Origin of the sequence: Sinorhizobium sp. CB7 (assembly GCF_041357635.1) — a bacterium.
In the GTDB taxonomy this organism is placed as follows: Bacteria; Pseudomonadota; Alphaproteobacteria; order Rhizobiales; family Rhizobiaceae; genus Rhizobium.
The window spans coordinates 42,398-68,097 of sequence record NZ_JAULLL010000021.1; the positions used below are offsets into that span (position 1 = coordinate 42,398).

Sequence of the window (25,700 nt, forward strand, 5' to 3'; positions counted from 1 at the left end):
TGGTGCGAGTCCCGTAAATCAAGGCGTCGAGCGGCGGAAAAACGGAAGGTTCCGCCAGGGCTGAAAGCCGTTCTTCTTGGCGATCGACAAACGGCTTTGCCGCGCTTGCCCCTTAATTTGCGGGACTCGCATCGATTTAGCGGTCCAGGGGAAAAATTACCGCATTGCGGGATGCCGTTGCAGAGCGAGGCGACTAGACGCGCAGCTTGGCGTCGAGATTGAGAGCGGCTCGTCGAACAGGGGGGTCCGCGATTCAAAGAAAAGCTGACCCGCCCTAGGAACATTTTCCACCGAACAGAGTTCGAAAAACTGCATCGCGACGGCGTCGGGGTGCCAACGTAACTCAAGCTGTCAGCCCTGGGCTGACGGGAGGTTTCGCCATGGGTCGCGGTATCTTGCTTTGGCTTCTCGGCATTCCCCTGCCGATTGTCATTCTTCTCGTGCTCCTCACACGTTAGGAGCACATCATGGCCATGTACTCGACAAGTTCCGCCGAGCTTCAGGCGGGCACTACTGAGGTGCCGCTCGAATCTTCCAGACCCGCGCTCAACTGGGGCCCGGTCATCGGTGGCGCGGTAGTCGCGGGCGCCGTCAGCCTGATCCTGCTGCTCCTCGGCTCCGGCGTCGGATTGACCATGGTGTCGCCCTGGTCGTCTGAGAGCAGCTCGTTCACGACGGTGGGCGTCACGGCCGCCATCTGGCTGGTGGTCGTCCAATGGCTGTCCTCCGCGCTGGGCGGTTATCTCACTGGAAGGCTGCGTACCAGATGGGTCGGCGTCCACACCGACGAGGTCTTCTTCCGCGACACCGCCCATGGTCTCCTGAGCTGGGCGCTTGCCACCGTCGTTGTTGCCGGCCTGCTGGGCTCGGCCTTCACCTCACTGATCGGCGCGGGTGCCCAGACCGTGGCGTCCGCCGCCTCGACCGCGACAGTGGCTGGAACGGCCGCCGCCGCATCGGGTGCCTCGGCGGATACGGGCAACGTCGCCACCGCCTATTTCACCGATGCGCTGCTGCGGCCGGAGGCGAACCGGGCAGCCGCCGAAACCGACAATGCTGCGGCGACAGCTGAGGTCTCGCGCATCCTGCTCAACGGCGCTGCTCAAGGCGCGATCCCGGACGACGACAAGGCCTATCTTGCCAGGCTCATCGCAAGCCGCACCGGCCTTCCCGAAGCGGATGCTCAGGCGCGCGTCAATACCGTGCTGAAGCGCATCGATGATGCCAAGAACGCAGCCAAGCAAGCAGCAGATACCGCTCGCAAGACGGCTGCGACAACCGCCCTCCTCGGCGCACTGGCGCTTCTGGTGGGCGCCTTCATTGCCGCGGCTGCTGCAGCCTTCGGCGGTTGGCAGCGCGATGACGAGGAAGATCTGCTGATACGGCGTTGACATTGAGCCGGGATGCCGAAAAGTACGCGCGGTTTTTTCGGGCGACAGGAGAGCCCTACTCCTTGCCGGTCCCGGCAGCCGTTACATGCTCCGCATATTGCGGCAGATTGTCGGTGATCGTGTACCACGGCGCCTTGCAGCTGACAAAGATGTGCTCCGCCGGGCGGATGGTCGGATCGTCCATGAGGCTGCCCATGGCGATATGGATATAGGCGCCATCGCGCACGACCGAATAGAGGAAGGAGCCGCAGCGCTTGCAGCGCGCGTCGTGGGCGTTCTCCTCGCCGAAGATCATCAGGCCGTCGGCGCCCTTGATGATCGCAAGCTTGTCGCGCTCAATGCCGGCAAAGGGCTTGAAGGCCGATCCGGTCGCCCGCCGGCAGCCCGAGCAGTGGCAGTTTCCGGCATAGAGAAATTCGTCCGCCACCGTGTAATGGACCGCCTCGCACTGGCACATCCCCGTAAGCCTGCGGCTATCTGCCTTTTTCGTATCCGTCATGATCTCCTCCTCTCGAGCAATTCCAGGAAAAGTGCGAAGCGGTTTTCCGTCCGGAATTGCGTAAAAACAAAAAGTTAGAGCGGTTCTGCGCCTCCATCAACGCTGAAACGCTCTAAGTATGGCTGCGCCGGCACTGCGACCTTATCATCTTGACGCTTGACGCGGCTCCATATCGACAGCGGACAGAGCAATTTTGTCCTCGCGGCAATTGCCTTTTGCCCGGTCTCTCCGAATCCGCTTGCAAAATAACGCTCTTTGCCTAAACTGCTTGCAAATTGCAAGCGGATTTCCAACTGTGCAGGAGGAACCGAGCATGAGCACGAAAGGCCTGTCGAAGCCAGGGCTCGAGCGGATGCACCGCATCCTCTCCGGACACGTCGAACGCAAGGAAATTCCTGGAATCGTCGCACTCGTCAGCCGTCACGACGAGGTACATGTGGAGGTGCTCGGCACCATGTCGTTCGGCGATCCGGCGCCGATGGCGCGCGATGCAATCTTTCGCGTCGGCTCGATCGTCAAGCCCGTCACCGCTGTCGCGGCGATGATATTGGTGGAGGAATGCCGGCTGCGTCTGGACGATCCGATCGATCCGTGGCTGCCGGAACTGGCGAACCGCCGCGTGCTGAAATCGATTGAATCCGAGCCCGACGACACGGTGCCGGCGCAGCGCGCCATCACCCTTCGCGATCTGCTGACCTATCGCATGGGCTTCGGCAGCGTCATGGCGATGCCGGATACCTATCCTATCCAGAAGCTGATCCGCGATTATCGCATCGGCGGCGACGGCCCGCCGAAGCCGGCGCTGTTGCCGCAGACGGATGAATGGTTAGGCAAACTCGGTTCGCTACCTTTGCTGGCGCAACCGGGCGAGCGTTGGATGTATCACGTCAGCGGCGATGTGCTCGGCGTCCTGGTCGCCCGGGTTTCGGGCCAGTCGCTCGGAAGCTTCATGCGCGAGCGCATCTTCGATCCTCTCGGCATGAAGGACACGGCCTTCCATGTGCCGCCCGAGAAACGCAATCGTCTGCCGACCTCCTACGTCTTCGATCACCAGGCCGGAGCGATGGAAATCTACGACGGGGTGGAAGACAGCGCATGGGGTGCCGAACCGCCCTTCGAATCCGGCGGAGGCGGCCTCGTTTCGACGGCCGACGACTATCTCGCCTTCAGTCGCATGATGCTGAACAGGGGCCGGCATGGCGACAGGCAGATCCTGTCGCGCGCCACCGTGGAGCTGATGACATCCGATCACCTCACCCCCGAGCAGCGCCGCGGTGCCGAGCTCTTCTTCGGCAACCACGCGAGCTGGGGTCTCGGCATGGCCGTGGATATCCGGCGTGACGAGATCTATCATAACCCCGGCCGTTTCGGCTGGGACGGCGGCTTCGGCACGTCGGCCTACATCGATCCGGCGGAAGGGATGATCGGCATTCTGCTCACGCAACGGCTGATGGATTCGCCGCAACCGCCGAAGATCTTCACCGACTTCTGGACGTTGGCCTACTGCATGGTTCCTTAAATCGAAACCGATTTAAGGATAAAACCATGCAGCAGTTCAAAGTGTTACAGCGACCTTTGTGCGTCTGAAAAGACGCACGGCGCTGTATGGACGATGGAATGAACTCCCTCGCCGCAATCCTTTTTATTGCGCCGCCACCAGCATTTTCTCGGCGCCGGCAGCGTCACTGATGGCGCTTAGCAGAGCATAGATTGCCAGATTGACTGGGGTCGGCACGCCGTGGCGGCGCCCGGCTTCTACGATTGCCCCGGTGAGCGCTTCAACCTCCAGCGGCCGTCCCGCCAGAGTATCGAAATGCATGGAAGTCGTCACATCGACCGGATAATTCAGCAGGTTTTTGAGGATTGACGCCGGCTCGTCGTCTTCGAACCTGGCGCCATCCGCCCTGGCAACGGCAGCACCTTCCTCGAGGACCAACATCGTCAGGTCGCGAACGTCATCCCGATGCAGAACGCCGAGGCGCTGTCGCGTCAACGCGGTAATCGGATTGGCGGCCGCGTTGAGCAGCAGCTTGCGCCACTGCAGCGTCTTGAAATCGGCGCTGGCGCGAAGCTTCAGGAAGGTTCCGTCGAAGACGTCCAGGAAGGCCATTCCGGAGGGGTCATCCTTCACCGTGATGTCATATTCCTGGGTATGGCGAAATCTGACCCGATCGGGAGCGGTCCGTTCGCCGCTGAAATGCACGATCGTCGGAATGGCATCCGCTTTCCCGATCAGGGGTGCGACGCGATCCGCCTGCCCGATGCCGTTCTGCAGGATGGCGACACGCGTGCCGGCCCAGCAGAGTCGCTGAAGCCATGGAATTGCTCCTTCGGTATCCTGGGCTTTGGTGCATAGCATCACCCAGTCGACCGGCCGGGCTTCGGCCGGATCCGTAAGGGTATGGATGAACAGCTGGTTCACACCCGCCTTATGTTCGAACGTTAGTGCGCTCATGGGCCTTCGCGCACAAGCCACGACATTGTGGCGCCCTGCGAGCCGAAGGCAGGCGGCAATGCTTCCGCCGATGCCTCCCATTCCGATGACGGCAACAGTCTTGCGATAGGGCACTTTCAGGCCTCCTGACTTTGTTTCTCTGGATAACGGGGAATGGTCCATTCAGCTGCCTGGGGCGGATGCCGCAGCTCCCGATCAAGCTGGTCGACCCGATGTCGGCTTGATATCCGCATGCACTGGCGGGCCGACGATCGGACAGCCAAATCGCTCGAGAAGGGCGGGAAAATTGATGTCGCCACCTTTGGCGATGATCCGGAACAACTCATCGATGCCTCCGGGCGTGAAGGTCACCAGCATCCGCAGCGGACCATCAGAGAGATTGCCCCAGGCGTGGGGAATACCCTTCCTGACGGTCAGGCTTGCGCCGGCCGGGATGCTGGCAGTACTTTCGCCATAGGCGAAACGGGCCTCTCCTGCGACGATGACGAAATGCGCGTCATTCCTCTCGTAGATATGCATCGGCGTGCCGTAACCCTGATCGGCCTCCATCTCGAGCATCGCATAGGCGCCGGCGGTTTCTTCGGAGGAAATACGGATCAGGAAACGCTCTCCCGGTGTCATCTCCGACCATTCCATCCCGTCGGCCTGACCATCAGGGAAATCCTGTTTCCGTATCATCACGCCACCTGCTTCTTCATGGAATGCGCGTTTCAAGCTGATATCGCTAGGCGGACCAGATTACCGAGAAGTTGCCGGTGCCGGTTCGTTGGCTACATTTGTAATTCCCGCTCACGGAGGGCGACGGATGGAGCCAGTCCGAGGAATTACCGCCAGACGAAATTCACGCCCTTGCCGATCTCGCAGGCGTAGTTGTAGGTCGAGATGATCGACCAGGGATCCGTGGTCGTCGTCGTATGGCGAATATCGGTCTTCCCATCCGGCGAGACACGATACTGCAGATATTCCGTCAGGGGCTTGCCTTGCTTGTCGATGGTGGAATGGACGTCCGAGAAGGCAACGAGCTTTCGGTCCGGCACGATGAAGCTTTTGATGTGAAAGCCACCCTCGATCCGCATGCCCGGTGACGCCGGATTGCCGCCCGTGCATTGCGCGAGATCGACCGTGACCGTGACGTCATTGCCGCCCAGCAAGGCATTTAGGAGCTCGTCGAAGGACGGTGTCTTGGTCGGTTCGTCTTCCGCCTTAGCGCCCGACGGACCAGCCGCCATGCTCAACCCGGCAATGACCGCTGTACCCAACAAGTCCTGATAACGCATCATGTCTTTTCCTCGAACCAAGCTCGTTTTGCCGCCACCGGCATTTTCAGCAACGCTGGACGCAGGCGAGATCCCATTGATTGGCCCCGAGTTTTGCCCCCAAGTTTCAGGCGTTCGACAATCGGTTGCATTTGTAAGGAAAAAGAAGCTTGGAGCGGGATCGATTTTCGTTCCGCGCGCTGGAACGATGGCGCGGGCATCTCTAAATCCTGGCTGTCCCGCCGATGAACGCACAGGCGGACTGCTTAGTTGTGCGCCAGCGCCGCGACGTCGCCAAGGAGCCAGAAAAACCATGAATTTCGCCGAACGCCTGAAGTCCGCCCCCGTCTTCCTGACGGAGGGAGCCATCGTGACGCGCCTCGTCTATGAATTCGATCTTCCCACCCCGGAATCGGCAGCCTTCGTGCATCTCTTCAGCGACCGCGGCCGCAAGGGGCTGGCCGAAATCTATCGCAGCTACATGGCGGTTGCCGGTGAATATGGCCTGCCCATGCAGGTGAGCACGCCGAGCTGGCGCTCCCATCCCGAGGCGCTTGAGCGTCTCGGCTATTCCAATCCTGGCGATCTGGCGCGCGTCAATCACGAGGCGGTTGCCTTCGTACAGCAGATCCGTCGAGATATGGGACTGGAGCATGATATCTACATCGCGGGCGTGGTCGGGCCGCGCGTCGACGGTTACGATGCGGTAAACGCTCCCGACGCGGACTCATCCGAGAGCTATCACCGTCCCCAGACGCGGGAACTGGCGGCGGCAGGAGCCGATCTTCTTTACGCACCGACATTTCCGGGCGCGGGCGAACTTCTGGGGGTCGCAAGAGCCTTTGCCTCGACGGGTCTGCCCTACGTGCTTGCTCCTATAATCGATGCGAGCGGTCATCTGCCCGACGGCACCTCGATGACGGACGTCGTCGCCCTGATTGATGCAAATGCTGCACGACCGCCGGAACATTTCATCGTCGGCTGCGTGCATCCGACGCATTTCGCAACGGCAACGACGACTACGTCCTGGCCGAAATCCCCACGCGTGCAGGGCCTGCAAGGCAATGCCTCCGGCCTTCCGCCGGAAGAGCTCGAGAGGCTGAACCGCGCCGACGGCGAAAACCCTGAAGCCTTCGCCGACCTGATGGCCTCGCTGCATGCACGCGGAATGAAGGTTCTCGGCGGATGCTGCGGCACGAGCGAGGCCCATATCCGCGCCGTCGCAAGCCGCTTCGCCGCCGAGGAAGTTTAATGCATGTCGCGCAAAAGTGTGCAGCGGTTTTTGCGGCAACGACATGCATGAAAAACAAAGAGCTAAAGCCTGTCGCGTGAATCTCTTTTCATGCGACAGGCTTTAGTGCATGTCGCGCAAAAAAGATGAGAGCACTCCAGCCCTCATCTCGTAGTTTCAGTTCCGATTCCTAAAAGTAGTGGTGCCGCTCGATGCCGTCATAGCGGCTGGAGCCGAGGCAGCAATTCTTGAAACCGCCTCCGCGAACCGCATGGGCAAGGGTCGTTGCGGCCGAGCTTCTCGACGAGTTCGACATCACCGTGTACAAAACGGGTGCCGGTTTTCACGTGGGTTTCGGATGGGAAGGATTTGCGTCGTTTGGACGTGACTTCAAAAGCTCACGTCGTTGAAGATCTTGGGTGACATGGTCGCCTCCTTTGGCTGGCCTTTGCCGTGATCGGCGTGGCGTCCTTACCATAGGGTTCGCCGTCTTCAAAGCTGTGAGAGGCGACGGCGCCACAGGACCGTATCTTATCTGTCGACATCACATGGAAGTGCATGGCGGCCGGCTTGTTTTCTGATAGAGGCATATGCGCCGAGGGCTAAGCAGAAGGACATTTCATGGGGCTGCCAAGACTTACCATCCATTTCATCCTATCGGCGGCAATATTAGCTTTCGCGCCCGCCGCCTCATTTGCTGGACAGGCGGATCTCATTCTCGACGCGAGAACCGGACAGATCCTGGCGTCGGAAAACGCCGATGATCTCAACCACCCCGCCTCCCTCACCAAGATGATGACCCTTTATCTGGCATTCGAGGCCCTGCACGACGGCAAGTTGAAGTGGGATCAGCGCATCACCATGTCGCAGAACGCCGACGGCAAGGATCCATACAAGCTCGGCGTGGGGGTCGGTCGAACCGTCTCGGTGCGCGAAGCCGTCTACGGCATGATCGTTCTTTCGGCCAATGACGCCGCTGCCCTTATCGGCGAGACCCTGGCAGGCTCGGAACCGGCCTTCGGCGAGATGATGACGACCAAAGCCCGCGCCCTTGGGATGAGCAAGACAGTCTTCAAGAATGCCACCGGCCTGCCGGACCCGGAGCAGGTCACGACAGCTCGCGACATGTCCACCCTGGCAGTCGCCCTGATGAATGATTTCCCCGAAGAATTTAAGCTGTTTTCGATGCGGAACTTCGAATTCCGCGGCATGAAGCTCAGGGGGCACAATAATCTGATGTACCGCTACCAAGGGGTGGACGGCATCAAGACCGGCTTCATCGATGCATCCGGCTACAACGTCGTAACCTCCGCAAAGGATGGTGACCGTCGGGTCGTCGGCGTGGTCATGGGTGGAAAGACCGCCGATAGCCGGGACGCCGAAATGGCGGCGTTGCTGGATAAATATATGCCGATGGCGTCCGCGACGCCGACCACGACCCTGACGGCAAGTCAATAACCTGGCGCCCCGCAAGCCACGGACAGCTATATTCGCGCGTTCCTGCTCACCGGCGTTGCTGTCGGGGCAGACCAGTAAAACCCGCGGCTGGAACAAATAAGGCTCTCGTGCTTTACCTTAAGTTGCCGTGTGAGCGGCGCGAGGAGGAAGCTATGTCCGATCAATGGCCGATGTTCATTCTTCAGTCGATGGTCATCATCGGCCTTGTCGGCGTGCTTTTCATCCGCGCAGACGGCGGTTAAAGCGTTATAAAGCGCAACGCTTTAGCGCATTCTAGTGAGGGACAATGCCGGAATTTGAAATCGCGGCCGAAAGGACCGTTGTTCTGATCGTCGAGGACGAGCCAATCATCCGCTTCGCGACGCTCGATGCTTTGGAGGGTGTCGGACACGAGGCGCTCGAGGCCGGCAATGCCGACGAAGCCATGGTCATTTTCAGGATGCGCCAGGACATCGATATCGTCTTTACCGATGTCAACATGGCCGGCAGCATGGACGGCATTCAGTTCGCCAATCGCGTCAGAGCGATCAGGCCGAGCATCGGCATCATCATCACCTCCGGCCTGGTGCGGCTGGATCCGATGTCGCTTCCCGCCAACACCGTGTTCCTGCCGAAGCCCTATCGGCATGAGGAACTGCTGGAATCGATCAGCCTGCTGACCTCGTGAGGACGAAAAGCGCGCGGGAACCACTTCGCGCCGCGTCTGTTTTAAGCAGGAGATCCACTGGGGAGGAAGTTCAGGGTGAGCGACGAACAGCCATGGACGGGCGGTTGCCTCTGCGGAAGGCGCCGCTATCGCCTTCGCAACGCCCCTTCCCGCGCCGGCTATTGCCATTGCACCATGTGCCGGAGGGCGACGGGCGGCCCATTTGCAGCGCTTGCCCGCTTCGAACTGGCCGACCTCGAATGGGTCGGGGAACCGCCGGCTACCTATCGTTCCTCGCCGATTGCGGAACGAGGCTTCTGCCCCGAATGCGGCAGTCCGCTCTTCCTGCGCTACGACAATGACGGCCGCATCCGCATGATGGTCGGCTCCCTCGATCATCCCGAACTGATCACGCCCTCCTTCCATTACGGCGTTGAAAGCCGGCTGCCCTGGGCCGATTGCGGCATGGATCTGCCGCAGCAGGAGACGCAGGAGCGGTTTTGACCAGATTGCCAGCAGCCGGCAACGAATGATGCAATATAAGGTACATTCCAACGCAAAGCCTGAAAGGCTGTGATCCGGAGAACAGGAAATGGCCAAGAAACAGAAGCTCGAACGTTCCGAACTCTCCGGCGAATTCACGCAGGACGGCATCACGGTGCTGGTCGATATTTTCAGGTCCGCCGGCAGCAACGGCGATTGGACCATGGAAGTCATCACGCAGGACGAAGATCTGATCCAGTGGGACGAGCCCTTCGCGACCGATCGCGAAGCGTTTGACGAGTTCCTTGCCACGGTGGAACGGGACGGAATCGAAACATTCCTCGAAGAGGCGGATCCTACCCTTCACTAGATGTGAGCTTTTAGGCGGTTGGCCGTGATTACCTGAGACGGTTGTTTGGCGCGGACGCCTCCCCACTTTGCCTCATCCCTGTGACGAGCACAGGGATGAGGAGGCTGGGGAGACGTCAACGCCAGACAACTGCCATTGGGATCACGCGTTGGCGAACTTTGCCCCCTTACAGAAATCCGCCTGTCTCACGCGCCAAACCACGTAACTTCCGTAATCATAACAACTACCCAGCTCCATCCGACCCCGGCGGCTCACGCTCTCGCAACGGAAACAGCAGCGTTGCCGCCGCAAGCCCAGTCACGCCACCCAGCAGTGTCTCCCAGAAGCGCGCTGCAAGCAGCGAGAACGAATGCTCGCCGCCGGCCGCAAGCGTGACGATCAGCGCAAAGGCGAAGGCGCCGCAGGCGATGTCGTAGCGCTCCGGCAGCGCCATGGCATAGATCACCATCGCGAGCGCCGCCGCCAGGAAGGCGAGGATCGGCGCATCCACGGCAAACGGCAGGCAGGCAAGCCCGAGCGGCACGCCGATGGCCGTACCGATGAGCCTGCGGCGAAATCGGTCGATCGTGCCGGCTCGCGTGCTGGTCACGATATAGGTGCAGGCCGTGATCGCCCAGGCCGATTCTGCAAGCCCGAAGGCCGCGTTGAGCCCGACGATGAAGGCGGCGGCAAGCGCTGCCTGCAGCCCCATCGCCAGTTCCGCAGGTATCCACGCGGAAGTGCTTGCCGAGGCGACGGGGGAAAAGACGGGCGGATGTTCGGCCGGTCCGCTGAGAATGCGGGGCACGACTGCCGCGATCGCGGCGATCGCGGCAGCCGCAGCCACCATGGGCAGGTCCGCCGCCGTCAGGCCGGCTCCATAGGCGAGCAGTTGGCCGATATAGATCTGCGAGCCGATGCCGGCCCCAAGCAGGCCGAAACGCTTCAGGTAACCGGCGAAGAAGGCGCCGACGACAAGCGTCCATTCGGCCCCCGCCGGAATGACGCCGACAAGAAGGGGCGCCAGCACTGCGGTCAGGGCCGCGCCGATCGCTGCGCTGAAGACGAGGACGACCAGATCGCGGCTCGACTCCGCGCGGCTGGCACGGCCCTCCGAGACGCTTGCCCAGAGCGCGAAGCCGCCCGCAAGCGGGCTCAGCGCCGCCGCTCCCGGAAGTCCGGCCGAAACGTCATGCACCGCTCCGACGAGCGCCGCGATCCCATAAGCCGTCACCAGCCTCAGCCCCTTGATCCGACGGTGGACGCCGGGATCGATGCGATCGAGCCAGGCCTGGAAGCTGGCGATCATGGCTGCTTTTCGCAGTCGCTCGGCGCCGGTCGCCCCGCGAAACGGTCGGCCATCCACTGCACCGCCGGCCTTGCGGTTTCGAGTGCGATATAGGCGTGGGTCACGCCCTCCCGCACCATCATCTGCACCGGATTGCCGTTGACGCAGAGGCTGCGCATATAATCGGCAGTGACGGCCGGACGCACTATGCTGTCGCCGGTGCCCTGCGACAGGAAGACCGGGATTTCACGCGGAGGCGCGCCGGGTGTGTTACGCAACAGGAGGCCGCGCCAGGGTTCGACCTGCGTCGGGTCATCGACTTTCAGGAAGGCCTTCTGCAAAGGTCGCGTGGTGTCGCGGCGTTCGATCAGGTCAAGGAAGGATTCGAGGCATTCCTGGGCCAGCTGATCGACGATCGGCAGTGCGGCGGGCAGAACGAGTTCATCGATCGGGGCATCGAAGACGCGGTTCCAGGACCAGAGCGTCATCGCCGCCAGGTTCCTGCCGGCGGTGGTATTGATGTCGTCTGCAACCAGCGTCGCGAGGTTCGTCGCGGGCGCCGCCGCGGCTATCCCGACGAGCTCAAGATCCGAAGCATAGCCCATCGCCAGCAGGCCTGCGAAGAGGACTGCCTGCCCGCCCTGGGAATGGCCCCAGGCAACAAAACGGTTGCCACCCCCCGCCTCCGGCATCGAGCGCACCGCCCGGACCGAATCGAGAACCGCGCGCCCTGCGCTGACCCCGACCAGATAGGGATGCGGCCCTTCGGTCCCCAGTCCCGGATAGTCGGTGGCAACGACCACGAACCCATGCTCGATCATATCGGCAAGCCCCTGCACCTCCTCGAACTTCGTTCGGGCCAGAGAAGGGGCGCATCGTGACACGAGGCCGCTGGTGGGATGCGCCCAGGCGACGATCGGTCGGCCGCTGGGGACGGAAAAAGGCGTGTCGGGGATGACGACGAAACCCGAGACCGCGATGATGTGGCCGTCAAGACCGGTCGAGCGATAGAGAATCCGGTAGGCGGAAGCGTTCTCAAGACCGCCGAAGATCTGCTCCTGACGGATCAATGTCCCGGGGGGACCATGCAGATCCTCGTCACTTACCGTGTAGAAGGCCGATTGCGCCAGCACCTGCCCCGCACCGAAAAAGAAGAAACAGAGAAAGGCAACGAGGAGGCACTTTATTGCCGCCGACCTGCGGCCATTCGTCTTGCGGCCGCACCGGCGAGGCCAGGCTGCTCTGGGGTGGCTAGCGGTCGCCATCTGCACTTCTTCGGCGCTCCCTTGATACCTTGGTCTTGCGGCTAGATCGGGATGATTTCAGGCCGAATCGGCCCTGAAATCTGAATCCTGATCTACATCAAATAGTTAGAGCGGGATTTCGGCCGAACGCCGCACACAGCTTTCGGCATCCCGCTCTACAGCGCCCTGCGTCCTATCAGACGGACAAAGGTCGCTGTAGCACTTTGAATTGCTACATGTTTTTATCCTTAGATCGGCTCCGATTTTAAGGAAACATGCAGTAGGCTACCCGCAGAAACGATAAAGATGCGATCCTGAATATATAAGATATGACAACTATACTTCAGATGGAAAATACAGTCCGCAATATTTGAAGACATTGACCGGCTTGGAAAGCCGCCGCCGGACCATGTCGAAAGCCGCAATCGACCTTGAACATATTCGCTGATGTCAGGACTTGCGGTAAGAAATTGTAGCCGCAGTTTTTCGGAGGAGGATGGCGTGAAAACGGTCAAAGCCGATGTTCTGGAAATCGCCTATCATGAGACTGGTCCGGCCGATGGCCCGCCCGTTATCCTGTTGCATGGCTTTCCCTATGATGCACATGCCTATGATGAGGCAGCACGGCGATTGGCCCAGGCAGGGCGGCGCTGTATCATCCCGTTTCTTCGCGGCTTCGGCCCGACGCGGTTTCTCTCGACCGAGACACCACGTTCGGGAGAGCAGGCGGCAATTGGATCGGACCTGCTGTCCTTGATGGATGCGTTGGCGATCGAAAACGCGGTCCTTGCCGGCTACGATTGGGGCGGGCGCGCCGCCTGCATCGTTGCGGCTCTCTGGCCCGATCGGGTGCGCGGCCTTGTCAGTTGCGGTACGGGCTATAACATACAGAACATTGCCGAGGCCGGGATTCCGGCTTCGCCCGAAGCAGAACTCCGTTTCTGGTACCAGTACTATTTCCATTCCGAACGCGGGCGCGCAGGTCTCGCCGTCAATCGACGCGAACTGTGTCGATTGCTCTGGCGGCTATGGTCTCCGACATGGAACTTTGACGACGCCACGTTCCAACGGAGCGCCAGCGCCTTCGACAATCCGGACTTCGTGGATATCGTCATCCATTCCTACCGCCATCGGTTTGGCGGCATTCCCGGAGACCCGGCATTAGGCCCGATCGAAGCCCGGTTGGCAGCCCAGCCCGATATTACCGTACCTGCAATCGTCTTGCAGGGAGCCGATGATGGTGTCGATCCTCCAGATAACGAGGACCACGACGCGCCTCACTTCTCGGCATCCTATGAGCGCCGAATCATTCTGGGCGCCGGACACAACCTGCCGCAGGAAGCTCCCGTCGCCTTTGCCGAAGCGGTGCTGGCGATCGGGATGGGACTTCCGTGAAGGGCGACGTGAGGGCCATACAGGACAAATCCCCCCTATCCACCATCTCAATGGCCGCTGGAGGCCGTGACAGCGTGAAAATTACATCCGTCAACGGCGACGCAGCAGCACCCAATGGGCCGACGCATCCGCTCTTGTGAAGTGCTCTCCCAAAAAACCCCCGTAAAGATCGAGCAAGGTCGTAACCGTCTCCTGGCAGCAGCCCGCCTGCGGACTCGTTAGCGGGTAGATGACATAATCCGCGTTCGCGAAGACAGTCTCCGGTGACGGATAGTTCTTCCGGGTGAATGAAATGCCGAGATCCCACCAGAGTGGTGCCCCCTTTGCGGGGACGAGATCGAGAGCGAAGGAGAAAGGATCGGTCAGCGCAAGTGTCACCACCTGATCGTCGGCGGCTACGTGACGGCGCAGCAACTCCAGTCCCTCGTTGATGCGAGACGGAACCTCGCCCGCTCGCGAATATGCGGTCTGCCATTGTGAGTCCGCCGGGATCGTGAAGTCGCTGAGATATGGCGCATCGAACTTCTCGGAGAAATCAGGCTCGGTTTTCTGCCTTTCGCCGGCAAAATACGTATTGGCGAGACTGAGGGCGTCCTTCCCGGCGGTGCCGACGAAGAAGAAGGCGATGACGGCGGCGGCAAAGCCGTAATGGATGAACCGGGTCCTGGTGCCTCCATCGCGGGCCCGCATAGGGATCTCGCTTCGCGATACCCCGACGAACAGGATGACCGCCGTGACGAGAAAGAGCGGAACGTCGCTTCGCTCGCTGGCGTTGCCGACGGTAATGAACATGCCGCCGGCCAAAAGGAACCAGAAGACGATGCTGCACCGAATGGCGTCCGCAAGCGTGATGGTCTTTCGCCAGTACCCCGCCGCGACCAGCAAGAACCAGCACAGAGCCAGCAATAGGACAGGCACGACATTGGCATGAAGTGAGTTCTTCAGCCACAGGAAGCGGAGGCCCAAGGACTGGGATTTCGCCGCAAAAGATAAGTCCTTCAGATAGTCCTGCGGATTGATGCCGGTCACAAGCCAGGCAAGGAAGCAGACGGCGCCGAAGCTGCAGGCAGCCTTCCAGGCGACGCGCCGCAGTTCCGGCCGCAGGATGCAGGCAAGCACCAGTGCCGGGAATCCGACGACGAAGAAGCTGACCTTGCAGATGAAAAGCAGCGCAAGCAGTGCACCCGCCGAAACGGCGTCGAAGCTTGCGGCGGTCCTGGACTCTTCCTGATTTCGCAGGAAAAGCTGCACCATCAGGATGGAGATCAGGACCCATCCATAACGGTTATAGATCATGGCGTAGGTTGTGGTCGAGGGGGAGTAACCCAGCGGCCGGGTCGCCACGATGAGCAGGACCAAGAAAAGAGCGAGCAGGAAGGCAAAGTATCCCGGCAGCTTCCGGAAGAAGACCGTCATTGCCCAGGGAGCGGCAACGCCAAGGAAGAACAGGATGCCGAGGGAGACCGCTTTGAGCGATGGCCCTGCCACGTACATGCCGGCCGCAGAAAGCCAATAGACCAGCGGTCCTATCGGCGTGTAATAATCATTGTGAGGGATCTCACCATTGAAGATCCGCCATCCCCCGTCGAGCAAAATAAACATGTCCCATGGCGCCATTATCACCGTGGGTGCGATAAGCAGGCAAAAAGCGCCGATCGCCAGAACCGAAAACGAGGTCAAAAGCGGCCAGGCGAAATCCGTTCGCCACGTCGAAGCCAGAGACCTGTCCCGTTCGCCCACACTTTGAGAACTATCGCTCGCCATCTCTAAACCTCGCCCCTCTAAACCTTACCTTTGAGAATGAGGATCCAGTCTCCGTCACCGCCGCTGTTTTCTGCCGCAGGCCGAAACGACTCGAGCCTTCCGGCGCGAATGGGAGAACCGCTCGCTTCGAAGCCGCGCCCCTTGACCGGGTCCCACCAGATTGCGTGAACCTGCTTTCCTTCCAACGGCCCCATTTTCAAGGTGATGGATCGGTCCTCGGGAATATAGACCAGCGCCGTCAAGCCATCCGGGGAGCGTGCTGCGACACTGCGCCCTTGGCCACGCCCAATTCCGCCGACCAAAAATTCGTTGTCGACATCAGGCACCAGGTCCTGCCATTGCACATGGGAGAAAAGATCCCGCAATTGGGTCACGCTGCGAGCACCCGGGCTGTCCAGTGCCTTTTTCCAGCCGCGAGGGGCGGAATACTCATCGGTTCCGTCAAAATACCAGATGGGCGAATTTCCGAATATTTGACCGGACGCACCGGTCAGCAATGCCTGATAGGCCTGCGCCCGAAGCCGCTGTGTCGAAATATCCGGTCCATTTTCATACTGGCTCTCCAGGAGAAAGAAAGGCAGGACCGGCTTTCTTAAATATTGATCTCTCGCCTCGGGGAAGACCGCATCCCACGTATAGACATTGTTCAGCTTCAGCCACGGCTCGCTCTTCCAGAGATCTGCACCGGCAGTCCTGTTGGCATTATGCGAGGTCTGCAGCGCGTCCGGATCGGTTTCATAAATGCCCTCGGCGACCGCCTTCACGAGATTTAAATCCGGCGGATTGGTGTCGCCATTGATGACCCAGACAACATTCTGAAAGCGGCTGTAGCGAGCGCCGACAAATCGGCCATATGCATGCATTCTGTCGGCGCCCGCCGCCTTCATCTCCTGATACCATCCCTCGGATCCGCCGCCAGCGCCGCTGTAGCAGGGCGCGAGAAATACCAGCAGCCCGAGCTCGGACGCTCGCGCGATAATCCAATCCGCGTAGGTGAAATAGGCTTCGTTGGGCATGTCGAATTTGCCCGGTGCGAGGAACGGCGCGTCGCCATATGCGTTTGCCGGCGCATTGCTGGCGAAGCGATGCTCGATCAGGTTCACCAGTATCGCGTTGAATCCTCGCGCTTTGCGGTCCAGCAGGTAGGCGTCGACATCCTCCCGCTTCAGTTGGGCCATCAGCGACCAGGCCGTGTCGCCGGTTATCAGAAACGGCATACCGGCTGAATCGAGCATGAATCGCTGGTTCTGCGATATCTTCAGCGGGAACTGCGGCCTGACCTCGCCAATTGTCGGCAGAACGGCGTCAAGATCCACGGGACGATCTTTCTGCATGGTGTGAGCGGTGGCGGCCTTGGTGCCCCAATTTCCCAATATTGCCGACACCGCAGCCAAGCCCAGCGACACCACAAGCAAAAGCCGCCTAGTGACCTTGCCTTTCCTCATGGCCTTCACTCCCGACATCTGGCACGTTTTAAGCGAGCATCATCATCTGCCGGCGCGTCCAGGGCGCCCGTCATCGATTTCGCCCCGTCACTTGTTTCGCCAAGTGAAGAGCGCGCTTGCGCCGTAGTTCCAGCCAACACCCACGATGATCCCCGCCAGGGCGGAAAGCCACCATGAGTAGTGGGAGATAAAGAACGTGTTTGCCACCCCGACATTCGCAAGCGCACCAATGCTGCAGACGACGTAGAACGATAGCAGGCCGCGTAGAATCGACAGCAGTCCCTTGGCGCGCTTATCCCGATAGGTGAGGATATTGTTCAGGAAGAAGTTGGCTGTCATTGCCGCGACTGTGGCACCCACCTGTGCGGGTAGAAAAGCGAGCCTGGCAAAGTGCAAGAGCGTGCCGAGCACGGCCATGTGGAGCACGACGCCCACCGCGCCGACGGCTCCGAACATGATGAGCCGCACCGGCACCCAGCGCCCGACGAGCTTGTCGAGCAGCAGCGTTCCGAATTCCAGGGATACCAGCGTATCGAGCTTGCTCTCTCCATGTTCCCGCTGCCGGAACACATAGGGTAGTTCAGCAACTTTGAGGCCGGCGGGCGAGGAGGCGACGAGATCCAGGAGAATCTTGTATCCCTGTACGGAAAGCCGGCGAACCGCCGAATCGAAGGCTGCTCTGCTGATCATGAAGAAGCCGCTCATCGGATCGGCCAGTTCGACCCTCATGACCAGTCGCGACAGGAGCGTGGCCAGTTTGCTGATCCTCTGCCTTGTCTTGTTCCACGAACCGACGCCACCGTCGGCGACATATCGCGAACCGACGACCAGATCCACGGAGCCATTTTTCAGCGTCTCATACATCTTCGATAGAAGACGCTCGTCGTGCTGCATATCGGCATCGATCACCGCGACGAAGGGTGTGGACGTGCTCAAAATGCCTTCGACGACCGCTGACGAGAGCCCTCTTCGACCCATCCTGCGGATGAAGCGCACACGCGGATCGGCACGTGCGACTTCGGTCAGCACTTCGGCGGTGCCGTCGGGCGAGTCGTCATCGACGATGACGACCTCCCAGTTTATGCCGTCAAGGGCGTCCCGCAATTTCTCGATCAGCGGACTTATATTGTCGACCTCCTTGAAGGTCGGGACGATCACAGCAAGATCAGCGACTTGCCGCTGCCATTGATGCACACGTGGAAGTTCGATCTGCAGCATTTCTGACATTGCAGTCCCCCCGCAACTCTTACCATGCGATTGGAGGGGAAATGTCGCGTCGATGCCGCGCAGGAACAACTTGCCTATTGTTGGTGCGGATTCCCGGCAGCCGATCCTTTAGTGGCTGTGGCTATCATCAGAAAGACATAGAGCGCCGGGCATCCGCCCAGGAAGCGCTAACACTTTGAAGCGGCGCGTAATCCTTTCCAACTACGCAAAGCAATTTCGCCGAATTTGAAAATTGGCTGGGGCGCCCGCTAGCCCTTACATCCCGTGATGAACGCGGCTGCTTGGATTAATCTTTAAAGATGCAATTTTCTTTGCTATGGCTGAATGCGAAGAGCCTGAGCACATTGAGGTTTCACTTTGCCTTCGTAAATACCGGTCTCATCCAGTTTCACCCTCATACGACAGGATAGCGAGCGGCTGCCTGCGTATGAATTTGTTCATCGGGTGGTGGTCTGAGACCGGTTTGGCATTGTTGAAATGTGCCATGCGCAGCATCTGCTGTCTCAGCCCTTCCGTCACCCGAAACATCGCCACGCCGTGCCCGTACTGCATGGTTCCCTAAATCGGAACCGATTTAAGGATAAAACTATGCAGCAATTAAAAGAGTTACAGCAACCTTTGTGCGTCTTATAAGACGCACGGCGCTGTAACGGGCTCTCCTGCCGCCATCTTGGTGAACTTCCTATCGGGAAGACCAAGACGGCATGTGCAATATTCTTCAGGTCCAATGGACCATTGTCCCTCGATTTGCCCCTCAGCCCTGGATCGCATGCAATGGATGCGGAGGCCTCCGCCCCTTCCGATGCAGCGGCAAGATCAGGCTCAACGCCAACGGCAGAAAGCTGGATGCCTGGCTTATCTACAAGTGCTCGACCTGCGACAAAACCTGGAACAGGCCGATATTCGAACGGCAGAACGTCCGCGACATTCATCCGGAAACCCTTGAGGCGATGCAATCGAACGACCCAGGATGGATCAGAACCCAGGCTTTCGATCTCGCAGCCCTCCGGCGCAAGTCGCAACGCATCGATGAGTTTGCGGACGTCGATGTCCAAAAGGCGCTGCTTTGCTCCGCTGAAGGCTGGACCATGCTGGAAATCAGGTTGGTAGTTCCACTGCCTGCCAGCATGCGGCTGGACCGGCTGCTCGCGACGGAATTGGGTTTGTCGCGTTCCTGGCTTCAGGCGCTCGATGGCGCGGGAAGACTGCAGGCCGATCCAAACCGGAAGGACGCGCTGCGGCGGCCCCCGAAAAACCAATCCCGCATAAGACTCGATTTCTCCGACGAGATCGACCGGCTGTCGGTATGCCAGGCTGCCGGCGGGAGCGTGCCTGGGCAAAATAGGGATCGCGAGGCCCGGTCGTTTAAGATCCAACTTTCGCGACCGAATTTACGCGATACCCTTGGCCGCGGATTTGCCGCAAATATCGGTGCTCATGCGACTCGACCTATGTAAGTAGGTCGCGTCATTTCATTAACCATTTACGTGTTCACTTTCCCTTCCTTCACGCTTGTGCTGTCGGCCAAGCTCAAGATCTGCGAGATATCATGACCGATCTGATCGTTGATGGCGCCCATCCCGTATCGGGGACGATAAGGCCATCGGGCAACAAGAATGCCGTTCTGCCGATGCTCTGCGCGACATTGCTGACCGACGAGGCGGTGACGCTCGAAAATGTCCCCGAGATCAGCGACATCGACAAGCTTGTCGAATATTTCCAAAGCAAGGGCTCGCGCGTGAAGCGGGATCTTGCCGCCCAGACGCTCACCATTCAGCATGATTTCGCGGCCTTCGAGACGAGCGATGCCGAACTCCCGGTCGGCATCCGCGCCGCCGTCCTGCTGCTTGCGCCGGTCATGGTGCTGAGCGGTAGGCTGACCTTCGACACCGAGGCCAAGGGCTGCGCGCTCGGGGTGCGCGAGATCGATCCGCATCTGGAAATCCTCGAGCAGTTCGGCGGCGAGATCGTCGACACGCATCCCTACCGCATCGAGCAGCGCGGCGAGGTTCTCTCCGCCGACATCTGGCCGGACTATGCCTCGGTGACCGCCACCGAAACCTTTGCCATGATCGCGTCGGTGGCGCGCGGCACCTCGACGCTGACCAATGCCGCCTCGGAGCCGCATGTGCAGGCGCTCTGCCAGATGCTGGTTGCGATGGGCGCCCGTATCGAGGGGATCGGCACGTCCCGCCTGACGATCACCGGTGTCGAGAGACTTTCCGGCACGGTCGCCCGCGTGCCGGACGACCATCATGAGGTCGCAACGTTTCTGGCGATCGGCGCGGTCACCGGCGGCAGGCTCACCGTCGAAACCGATATCGGTCCGCAGATGACGCTGATCCTGCGCCAGCTCGGCAAGCTGGGACTTGCCTTCGAAGTCGGCGACGGCCGCGTGACCGCCACCGGCTGGAGCCGGAAAATCACCGAGCCCTATACCGCCGAAATGCTTCCCAAGATCGAGGCAGCCCCCTGGCCCTACTTCCCGGCCGACCTGCTGCCCCACGCGATCGGCATTTCGGTCGGCTGCACCGGCGATATCATGTTCTGGAACAAGGTCTATGAGGGCGCGCTCGGCTGGAGCGCGGAACTCCTGAAATTCGGCGCCCGCGTCCATCTCTCCGATCCCCACCGCCTGATTGTCTTCGGCGGCAATCCCCTGAGGCCCGCAACCGTCGAGGCACCCTACATCATTCGCGTCGTGCTGGCGCTGCTGCTTGCCGCCATCCAGATCGAAGGCCAGTCGCGCATCAAGCACGCCGACCCAATCCGCCGCGCCTATCCCCACTTCGTCGAGAAGCTGACGGCCCTGGGCGCGAAGGTCAGGTGGGAGTGAGTGGCGTAAAAACAAAAGATTAGAGCGGTTCGGCGCAGTTGTTTGACGCGAAAGCCTCCCCGACCTCCTTCCCTGTGCTCGTCACAGGGATCCAGCTGCCGTGCGTCGGCACGGCGAAAAGACTCCTGCGGGTGCCAATTGAAGGAAGATTCATCTTCCGCCACTCTTCAACATGAAGAGTTACGTCTACATCCTTGCCTCGAAGAAGCGAGTCATTCGCGCCGTGGACACGGCGCGGCTGGATCCCTGTGACAAGCACAGGGAAGAGGGAGCCTGGGAAGGCTTCCCGCCAAACAACTGGCTCCGGACTACCGAAGTGATACTGGCATTTCCGCGAACTCGAGGGCTATTGCGGCACGCGCGATCCCTCACTCCTATTCCTGTGACAGGCACAGGAATAGGAGTGGAGAGAGGCGCCTCTCCCGTAGATCATGCGGACAACCTCCCGAAAGCTGAGATCTAATGCAGATGCCTCAGCTTATCCGGGTTCCGAACCACATAGATGGCCGTGATCTTTCCGTCCTCGATGTCGAGCGCAGTCGTCTGGATCTCGCCATCGGCCTCCAGCGTGATAAATCCCGGCAATCCGTTGACGAACCCGGTACGAATGAGCGTCGAACCATTTTCCCGAAACTGCTCTGCGAGATAGGCGTGCACCTTCATCACCGCATCGAAGCCGAAGATGGGCTCCATGGCCGCAGGACGTTTGCCGCCGCCATCGGCATGAACGCTGACATCCGCCGCCAGCATCGCACCAAGCGCCTTCATATCGCCGCTGCGGGAAGCGGCGAAGAACGCCTCGGCAAGCTCGACACCCCGTTGTTTGTCCACCCGGAACCGAGCTCTCGCCTCGCGGATATGGGTGCGCGCTCGGGTGGCAAGCTGGCGGCAGGCGGCGGCATCACGCTCGATAGTCGCCGCGACTTCCTCAAATCCCAGTCCGAAGACATCATGCAGCAGGAAAGCCGCCCGTTCGAGGGGCGAAAGGCGCTCCAACGCCAGCATCAAGGGCAAGGCCACGTCTTCCTCTTCCTCCTCTTCCACGACAGGGTCGGGAAGCCAGGGACCGACATAGGTCTCGCGCTGGCGCCGCGCTGATTTGAGCTGATCGAGACATAGCCGCGTGACCGTGCGGCGCAGGAAAGCTTCGGGCTCACGCACCGCGTCGCGGTCGGCCCTCATCCACCGGATGAAGGCCTCCTGCACCATGTCCTCGGCATCGGCCACCGATCCAAGCATCCGATAGGCGACGCGCATGAGCTTCGGACGCAGCGGATCGAAAGTCGCCGCTGCGTCCTTATGGGCGATACCCGCCATCAGGCTGCCGCCTGGGCAGCCTTCGCGGCTGCCGGATCGACCCATAGGCCGAAGCCGACCGCAAGTCGGTTCCACCCATTGATGACATTGATCATCAAGGTAAGCTTCACCTGTTCCTCCTCCGTGAACTGCGCCTTCACGGCCTGATAGGCGCTTTCCTGTGCATGGCCTTCCGACAGCCGGGTCAGGGCCTCGGTCCAGCCTAGCGCGGCGCGTTCGCGATCGGAATAACAGGGGGCTTCACGCCAGGCAGACAGCAGGTAGATGCGCTGCTCGCTCTCGCCTTGCGCCCGCGCTTCGACCGTATGCATGTTGATGCAGTTGGCGCAGCCGTTGATCTGCGAAGCACGGATCTTCACGAGTTCGATGAGGCTCGGCTCGAGGCTCGAGGCTACTTCCATCGACGTGCTCATCCACTTCTTCATCAGCGAGGGGGCGGCAGCGAAAGGATCAAGTTTGGCACTCATGGTTCGTTTCCTTCTGTTGGTTACGACACCATGACGAGACAGGAATTTCCAATGTGACATGCCCGCAAGATTTTTCTCGATGCGGGGTGCGGGGCGGGTGCTAGTCGCGGCTGCCCTGATTGCAGACGCCGTCCCCATAGTCGCAGCCGTTGAACTGGCGCGGGGTTGTATTGAGACAGCCGCTCAGCAGGATGCCGGCGATGAGGACGAATACGGTTGCAAAGATTGATTTCGGCATAATCATTTTTCTCCTTTTGGAGCGATATGTTGCGGGCAGGCAAATTGTACAAGTCATGTTCATGAAATCGTTACCGTTCCGCGAGCGAGCGAAACCGGCGGCGCGCGACCCCGGCAGCTCCGCTTGATCGGCCCGAGCACCGACCTATCTGCCTGCGCGTAAGGATCTCCGCAGACCCCTTTCCCCTATCACGAAGGAAGATACGATGCCCACCTTGAGCAATGGTAGTGAGCTTGACGTATGGGAAGACATCAATAATGAGAGCCCCGACGCGATCCTTTTCAACATAACCGAGACCGACGGCGACGTTCTCGGCCCGACCGGTGCCCTGTCGGATTACTTTTTCGGCTGGATCGACCTTGCTTCGGTCGACGTCTTTGACGGCTTCTTTACCGTCTCCACCTTTACCAACGACGGCAGGAACGAGATCTTCTCGACGGTGCAAACCCTGGTCTTCGATAACCAGGGCAATTACATCCGAACCCTGTCCGACCAGGCGGCCTATCTCTCCACGAAGATCATTTCGGTCACTGCCGAAAACCCTGACAATATAACGGTGACCTGGCAGGGCGCGAACGAATATTTCGGCGGCCAGAACACCCAGTATGGTCCGCATCAGATCACTCTCGAAAACGGCGAACTTCAGCCCGATACCTTCGTCAATCACGCCCCCGTGGTCGCCGATATGAACTTCACGCTGTCGCCGGGACAGTCCCTCGACGATATCAAGTTCAGCGCGACGGATGCCGATTTCGATCTCTTGAGCTTTACCGTCGTGGACGGACCGGACCATGGCATCCTGGCGCAGGAGACGCGATTTGACGGCGACTATTATCCGTTCCCGCAGGGCGAGTATGCCGGCAGCCTGCATTATCACCAGGACTATCTGAACGGTAACCTGTTCGACTATGTCCCCACCGCCGGCTTTGTGGGCACCGACACCTTCACCATCTACGCCACCGATGGCCAGGGCAACAGCAATCTGGCGACGATCACCATCACTGTCGCACCACCGCGCGAACAGGTCGCTCTCACTGCTGGGAAAGACAACGTCCGCTATGACGCCTATGATCATGCCGTCGAGGTCGCCGCGATGGGCGGCAACGACCGGGTGACCGGCAGCCGCTTCAACGACAAGCTCGACGGCGGCGACGGCTTCGATCATCTGCGTGCGGGTGCCGGCAACGATGAGGTTCTGGGCGGCGCGGGCAAGGATCATCTGTGCGGCGGCGCCGGTGACGACCTTCTCAATGGCGGAGCCGGCCGCGATATCCTGATCGGCGGTGCCGGCAGCGATACTTTCATCTTCGACATGAAACCGGGTCCGGCGAACTGCGACAGGATTCTGGACTTCTCCTCCGTCGATGACCTGTTCAGGCTCGACAGCTCCGTCTTTGCCGGGGTTGCGATCGGCGTGCTCGACGATGAAGCCTTCGTGAAGAGCAAGGCCGCCATCGATGAGGACGACCGCATCATCTACGACAGATCCTCCGGCCACCTGATGTTCGATCCGGACGGCAGTGGCGATGCGGCAGCGGTGACGTTTGCCACCCTGAACCGCGGCACGTCACTGGCTGCGGACGATTTCTATTTCGTTTAAGCGCTCGTCCCCTCTCCCCGCATGCGGGGAGAGGGCTAGGGTGAGGGGCAAAACTCTCAGCGAATCCGTTAGTTGCGGATAAAATTCGAATGCCGCGAAAGCCCCTCATCCGCCCTTTCGGGCACCTTCTCCCCGCAGGCGGGGCGAAGGGGGAGTCGCAGCCTCCGTCGTCCCTGACGGCGGCGACTGTCGTAGCTGCCGCTCGCTCTCGGATCCACTGCGTATGGATCTTCGAGTTCAAGCCGCGCGCATCTAATTCGCCTTGCCCGTCTTGGGCTCTTCCCCGTCAGCCTCCTGCGAACCGATGACATCCCATGCCGCTTCGAGCGAGGAGAGCTCAATGCGGCTCTGGAACGGCTGCGCATTGATATGCGCTATTTCATCCGTCAGCCTTTGCAGCTCCAGCCTGATGTCTTCAAAACGGTTCGTTGGGTTGCTCATCGCGTGCCTTCTCCGGTTGATTGCCGAAGGACACATAGGACAATGTTTTGCGCCTGCAAGGGGTTAGCAGGACAATATGCAAATCCGGCTAAGCATGTATGCCGGCGGGAGACCGCCGCCAAGGCTGCTCTCTGCTGAAGCATGCGCGGGCGTTATCCTTGCCGCGATCTCAGTTGCTCGATGCGCATCTGATGCATCCGCAGCGTCGGCAGTGTCTCCGCCGCGAACTTCTTGAGGGCGCCATCCGGTCCCTTCTGCGAATAGAGCTCGAAGAGCGCGATGGCATCACTGTGCACGGTCGCCTGCGTCGAAAGATAGAACCGATCGAATTCTTCGGGGGGTGCAGCCTTGAGCGCATCCATTTTCCGGCGAAAATCCCCGTCCATCGCCGACGGCAGGGTGATCCCCTCCTGCTTCGCCGCCTCGGCAAGTCGCTCGGTAACTTTGCCGTGGTCTCTCGCCATATCCTCCGCGAATGCTTTGATGTCGGCGTTTTGCGCTTTCATCAGTGCCAATTGTGCCGCCTCCACTTCGAACCCGCTCGAAAAGGCGGCAACGTCGGCGAATTCCTGGGGCTGGGGAACCTGCTGGGCTCTGGCGGGCAAAGGGCCGACGAACGTCCATGCGGCGGCGGCCAGCGCCAGCACGAGGGCCGGAATCAATCGCATAT

At 60.3% G+C, this 25,700-nt stretch carries 25 protein-coding genes and 1 pseudogene; 11 read left to right on the forward strand and 15 right to left on the reverse strand.

The genetic code is table 11. The annotated features are described in order from the left end of the window. The first annotated feature begins 467 nt into the window (after positions 1 to 467). Positions 468 to 1,391 (forward strand): hypothetical protein, encoded by a 924-nt coding sequence (locus AAE029_RS29895; RefSeq protein ID WP_371076551.1) that lies wholly within the window; start codon positions 468 to 470, stop codon positions 1,389 to 1,391. Positions 1,392 to 1,446: 55 nt separating this feature from the next. Here the strand turns inward: AAE029_RS29895 and AAE029_RS29900 are convergent, their stop codons facing one another. Beyond that, on the reverse strand, positions 1,447 to 1,890 hold the full coding sequence (locus tag AAE029_RS29900) for a GFA family protein (protein ID WP_371076552.1): 444 nt from the start codon (positions 1,888 to 1,890) through the stop codon (positions 1,447 to 1,449). Positions 1,891 to 2,203: 313 nt separating this feature from the next. On the opposite strand from AAE029_RS29900, the gene AAE029_RS29905 reads away from it, so the two are divergent. Next, positions 2,204 to 3,409: a serine hydrolase domain-containing protein gene (locus AAE029_RS29905; RefSeq protein ID WP_371076553.1), complete on the forward strand. Its 1,206-nt coding sequence runs from the start codon at positions 2,204 to 2,206 to the stop codon at positions 3,407 to 3,409. 123 nt (positions 3,410 to 3,532) lie between these two features. Here the strand turns inward: AAE029_RS29905 and AAE029_RS29910 are convergent, their stop codons facing one another. The 3 genes from AAE029_RS29910 to AAE029_RS29920 all read right to left on the reverse strand — a co-directional run bounded on the left by AAE029_RS29910 (position 3,533) and on the right by AAE029_RS29920 (position 5,625). Beyond that, positions 3,533 to 4,459: a 2-dehydropantoate 2-reductase gene (locus AAE029_RS29910; RefSeq protein WP_371076554.1), complete on the reverse strand. Its 927-nt coding sequence runs from the start codon at positions 4,457 to 4,459 to the stop codon at positions 3,533 to 3,535. Positions 4,460 to 4,540: 81 nt separating this feature from the next. After that, positions 4,541 to 5,023, reverse strand: a complete 483-nt coding sequence (locus AAE029_RS29915) for a cupin domain-containing protein (protein ID WP_371076555.1) — start codon at positions 5,021 to 5,023, stop codon at positions 4,541 to 4,543. Between the two features lie 146 nt (positions 5,024 to 5,169). After that, positions 5,170 to 5,625: a VirK family protein gene (locus AAE029_RS29920; protein WP_371076556.1), complete on the reverse strand. Its 456-nt coding sequence runs from the start codon at positions 5,623 to 5,625 to the stop codon at positions 5,170 to 5,172. Between the two features lie 289 nt (positions 5,626 to 5,914). Here AAE029_RS29920 and AAE029_RS29925 point away from each other — a divergent pair, with 289 nt between their 5' ends. Continuing rightward, positions 5,915 to 6,853 carry a homocysteine S-methyltransferase family protein gene (locus AAE029_RS29925; RefSeq protein WP_371076557.1) on the forward strand — a complete coding sequence of 313 codons (939 nt, stop codon included), beginning with the start codon at positions 5,915 to 5,917 and terminating at the stop codon, positions 6,851 to 6,853. Positions 6,854 to 7,050: 197 nt separating this feature from the next. On the opposite strand, the gene AAE029_RS29930 is transcribed toward AAE029_RS29925, so the two are convergent. Further along, the gene (locus tag AAE029_RS29930) at positions 7,051 to 7,179 is read right to left on the reverse strand and encodes an SEC-C metal-binding domain-containing protein (protein WP_371076558.1); all 129 of its coding nucleotides are present in this window, start codon (positions 7,177 to 7,179) and stop codon (positions 7,051 to 7,053) included. A gap of 280 nt (positions 7,180 to 7,459) precedes the next feature. On the opposite strand from AAE029_RS29930, the gene AAE029_RS29935 reads away from it, so the two are divergent. From AAE029_RS29935 to AAE029_RS29950, 4 genes are all read left to right on the forward strand, one after another. After that, positions 7,460 to 8,290 (forward strand): D-alanyl-D-alanine carboxypeptidase family protein, encoded by an 831-nt coding sequence (locus AAE029_RS29935; RefSeq protein ID WP_371076633.1) that lies wholly within the window; start codon positions 7,460 to 7,462, stop codon positions 8,288 to 8,290. A gap of 286 nt (positions 8,291 to 8,576) precedes the next feature. Further along, positions 8,577 to 8,957 carry a response regulator gene (locus AAE029_RS29940; protein ID WP_371076559.1) on the forward strand — a complete coding sequence of 127 codons (381 nt, stop codon included), beginning with the start codon at positions 8,577 to 8,579 and terminating at the stop codon, positions 8,955 to 8,957. A gap of 75 nt (positions 8,958 to 9,032) precedes the next feature. Continuing rightward, positions 9,033 to 9,440: a GFA family protein gene (locus AAE029_RS29945; protein WP_371076560.1), complete on the forward strand. Its 408-nt coding sequence runs from the start codon at positions 9,033 to 9,035 to the stop codon at positions 9,438 to 9,440. An 88-nt stretch (positions 9,441 to 9,528) separates the two neighbouring features. Next, positions 9,529 to 9,789 (forward strand): hypothetical protein, encoded by a 261-nt coding sequence (locus AAE029_RS29950; protein WP_371076561.1) that lies wholly within the window; start codon positions 9,529 to 9,531, stop codon positions 9,787 to 9,789. A gap of 223 nt (positions 9,790 to 10,012) precedes the next feature. Here AAE029_RS29950 and AAE029_RS29955 read toward each other — a convergent pair whose 3' ends face one another. Continuing rightward, entirely contained in the window at positions 10,013 to 11,077 is a 1,065-nt protein-coding gene (locus tag AAE029_RS29955; RefSeq protein WP_371076562.1) for an FUSC family protein, read from the reverse strand. Continuing rightward, entirely contained in the window at positions 11,074 to 12,321 is a 1,248-nt protein-coding gene (locus AAE029_RS29960) for an alpha/beta fold hydrolase (RefSeq protein WP_371076563.1), read from the reverse strand. The genes AAE029_RS29955 and AAE029_RS29960 overlap by 4 nt, the downstream gene beginning before the upstream one ends. A 480-nt stretch (positions 12,322 to 12,801) precedes the next feature. On the opposite strand from AAE029_RS29960, the gene AAE029_RS29965 reads away from it, so the two are divergent. Further along, complete coding sequence (locus AAE029_RS29965) at positions 12,802 to 13,695, forward strand: alpha/beta fold hydrolase (protein ID WP_371076564.1); 894 nt, start codon at positions 12,802 to 12,804, stop codon at positions 13,693 to 13,695. 90 nt (positions 13,696 to 13,785) lie between these two features. Here AAE029_RS29965 and AAE029_RS29970 read toward each other — a convergent pair whose 3' ends face one another. The 3 genes from AAE029_RS29970 to AAE029_RS29980 form a co-directional block, all read right to left on the reverse strand. Next, positions 13,786 to 15,459, reverse strand: coding sequence for a hypothetical protein (locus AAE029_RS29970; protein ID WP_371076565.1), 1,674 nt, complete (start codon positions 15,457 to 15,459; stop codon positions 13,786 to 13,788). 17 nt (positions 15,460 to 15,476) lie between these two features. After that, positions 15,477 to 16,904 (reverse strand): DUF4038 domain-containing protein, encoded by a 1,428-nt coding sequence (locus tag AAE029_RS29975; protein WP_371076566.1) that lies wholly within the window; start codon positions 16,902 to 16,904, stop codon positions 15,477 to 15,479. An 87-nt stretch (positions 16,905 to 16,991) separates the two neighbouring features. Further along, positions 16,992 to 18,131, reverse strand: coding sequence for a glycosyltransferase (locus tag AAE029_RS29980; RefSeq protein WP_371076567.1), 1,140 nt, complete (start codon positions 18,129 to 18,131; stop codon positions 16,992 to 16,994). Positions 18,132 to 18,835: 704 nt separating this feature from the next. On the opposite strand from AAE029_RS29980, the pseudogene AAE029_RS29985 reads away from it, so the two are divergent. Continuing rightward, positions 18,836 to 19,429 (forward strand): annotated as a pseudogene (locus tag AAE029_RS29985) (DUF1062 domain-containing protein); the annotation flags it as partial. A 251-nt stretch (positions 19,430 to 19,680) separates the two neighbouring features. Further along, positions 19,681 to 20,967, forward strand: a complete 1,287-nt coding sequence (locus tag AAE029_RS29990) for a UDP-N-acetylglucosamine 1-carboxyvinyltransferase (RefSeq protein ID WP_371076568.1) — start codon at positions 19,681 to 19,683, stop codon at positions 20,965 to 20,967. A 459-nt stretch (positions 20,968 to 21,426) separates the two neighbouring features. Here AAE029_RS29990 and AAE029_RS29995 read toward each other — a convergent pair whose 3' ends face one another. The 3 genes from AAE029_RS29995 to AAE029_RS30005 all read right to left on the reverse strand — a co-directional run bounded on the left by AAE029_RS29995 (position 21,427) and on the right by AAE029_RS30005 (position 22,989). Next, positions 21,427 to 22,284 carry a sigma-70 family RNA polymerase sigma factor gene (locus tag AAE029_RS29995; protein ID WP_371076569.1) on the reverse strand — a complete coding sequence of 286 codons (858 nt, stop codon included), beginning with the start codon at positions 22,282 to 22,284 and terminating at the stop codon, positions 21,427 to 21,429. Continuing rightward, positions 22,284 to 22,751 carry a carboxymuconolactone decarboxylase family protein gene (locus tag AAE029_RS30000; protein WP_371076570.1) on the reverse strand — a complete coding sequence of 156 codons (468 nt, stop codon included), beginning with the start codon at positions 22,749 to 22,751 and terminating at the stop codon, positions 22,284 to 22,286. The genes AAE029_RS29995 and AAE029_RS30000 overlap by 1 nt, the downstream gene beginning before the upstream one ends. A gap of 100 nt (positions 22,752 to 22,851) precedes the next feature. Continuing rightward, complete coding sequence (locus tag AAE029_RS30005; RefSeq protein ID WP_371076571.1) at positions 22,852 to 22,989, reverse strand: hypothetical protein; 138 nt, start codon at positions 22,987 to 22,989, stop codon at positions 22,852 to 22,854. Between the two features lie 205 nt (positions 22,990 to 23,194). On the opposite strand from AAE029_RS30005, the gene AAE029_RS30010 reads away from it, so the two are divergent. Next, positions 23,195 to 24,589, forward strand: a complete 1,395-nt coding sequence (locus AAE029_RS30010; protein WP_371076572.1) for a calcium-binding protein — start codon at positions 23,195 to 23,197, stop codon at positions 24,587 to 24,589. Between the two features lie 252 nt (positions 24,590 to 24,841). Here the strand turns inward: AAE029_RS30010 and AAE029_RS30015 are convergent, their stop codons facing one another. Together AAE029_RS30015 and AAE029_RS30020 are read right to left on the reverse strand one after the other, a co-directional pair. Beyond that, positions 24,842 to 25,030, reverse strand: a complete 189-nt coding sequence (locus AAE029_RS30015; RefSeq protein ID WP_371076573.1) for a hypothetical protein — start codon at positions 25,028 to 25,030, stop codon at positions 24,842 to 24,844. 152 nt (positions 25,031 to 25,182) lie between these two features. After that, the gene (locus AAE029_RS30020) at positions 25,183 to 25,698 is read right to left on the reverse strand and encodes a DUF4142 domain-containing protein (protein ID WP_371076574.1); all 516 of its coding nucleotides are present in this window, start codon (positions 25,696 to 25,698) and stop codon (positions 25,183 to 25,185) included. Positions 25,699 to 25,700: the final 2 nt, after the last annotated feature.

Excerpts from the sequence above, each read along its gene's own strand:
- AAE029_RS30015 (WP_371076573.1), bottom strand. The coding sequence starts at position 25,030 with ATGAGCAACCCAACGAACCGTTTTGAAGACATCAGGCTGGAGCTGCAA.
- AAE029_RS29995 (WP_371076569.1), bottom strand. The coding sequence starts at position 22,284 with ATGGCGGGTATCGCCCATAAGGACGCAGCGGCGACTTTCGATCCGCTG.
- AAE029_RS29980 (WP_371076567.1), bottom strand. The coding sequence starts at position 18,131 with ATGTCAGAAATGCTGCAGATCGAACTTCCACGTGTGCATCAATGGCAG.
- AAE029_RS29960 (WP_371076563.1), bottom strand. The coding sequence starts at position 12,321 with ATGGCGACCGCTAGCCACCCCAGAGCAGCCTGGCCTCGCCGGTGCGGC.
- AAE029_RS30000 (WP_371076570.1), bottom strand. The coding sequence starts at position 22,751 with ATGAGTGCCAAACTTGATCCTTTCGCTGCCGCCCCCTCGCTGATGAAG.
- AAE029_RS29950 (WP_371076561.1), top strand. The coding sequence starts at position 9,529 with ATGGCCAAGAAACAGAAGCTCGAACGTTCCGAACTCTCCGGCGAATTC.
- AAE029_RS29925 (WP_371076557.1), top strand. The coding sequence starts at position 5,915 with ATGAATTTCGCCGAACGCCTGAAGTCCGCCCCCGTCTTCCTGACGGAG.
- AAE029_RS30005 (WP_371076571.1), bottom strand. The coding sequence starts at position 22,989 with ATGCCGAAATCAATCTTTGCAACCGTATTCGTCCTCATCGCCGGCATC.
- AAE029_RS29895 (WP_371076551.1), top strand. The coding sequence starts at position 468 with ATGGCCATGTACTCGACAAGTTCCGCCGAGCTTCAGGCGGGCACTACT.
- AAE029_RS30010 (WP_371076572.1), top strand. The coding sequence starts at position 23,195 with ATGCCCACCTTGAGCAATGGTAGTGAGCTTGACGTATGGGAAGACATC.
- AAE029_RS29920 (WP_371076556.1), bottom strand. The coding sequence starts at position 5,625 with ATGATGCGTTATCAGGACTTGTTGGGTACAGCGGTCATTGCCGGGTTG.
- AAE029_RS29900 (WP_371076552.1), bottom strand. The coding sequence starts at position 1,890 with ATGACGGATACGAAAAAGGCAGATAGCCGCAGGCTTACGGGGATGTGC.
- AAE029_RS29975 (WP_371076566.1), bottom strand. The coding sequence starts at position 16,904 with ATGAGGAAAGGCAAGGTCACTAGGCGGCTTTTGCTTGTGGTGTCGCTG.
- AAE029_RS29990 (WP_371076568.1), top strand. The coding sequence starts at position 19,681 with ATGACCGATCTGATCGTTGATGGCGCCCATCCCGTATCGGGGACGATA.
- AAE029_RS30020 (WP_371076574.1), bottom strand. The coding sequence starts at position 25,698 with ATGCGATTGATTCCGGCCCTCGTGCTGGCGCTGGCCGCCGCCGCATGG.
- AAE029_RS29955 (WP_371076562.1), bottom strand. The coding sequence starts at position 11,077 with ATGATCGCCAGCTTCCAGGCCTGGCTCGATCGCATCGATCCCGGCGTC.
- AAE029_RS29905 (WP_371076553.1), top strand. The coding sequence starts at position 2,204 with ATGAGCACGAAAGGCCTGTCGAAGCCAGGGCTCGAGCGGATGCACCGC.
- AAE029_RS29970 (WP_371076565.1), bottom strand. The coding sequence starts at position 15,459 with ATGGCGAGCGATAGTTCTCAAAGTGTGGGCGAACGGGACAGGTCTCTG.
- AAE029_RS29915 (WP_371076555.1), bottom strand. The coding sequence starts at position 5,023 with ATGATACGGAAACAGGATTTCCCTGATGGTCAGGCCGACGGGATGGAA.
- AAE029_RS29940 (WP_371076559.1), top strand. The coding sequence starts at position 8,577 with ATGCCGGAATTTGAAATCGCGGCCGAAAGGACCGTTGTTCTGATCGTC.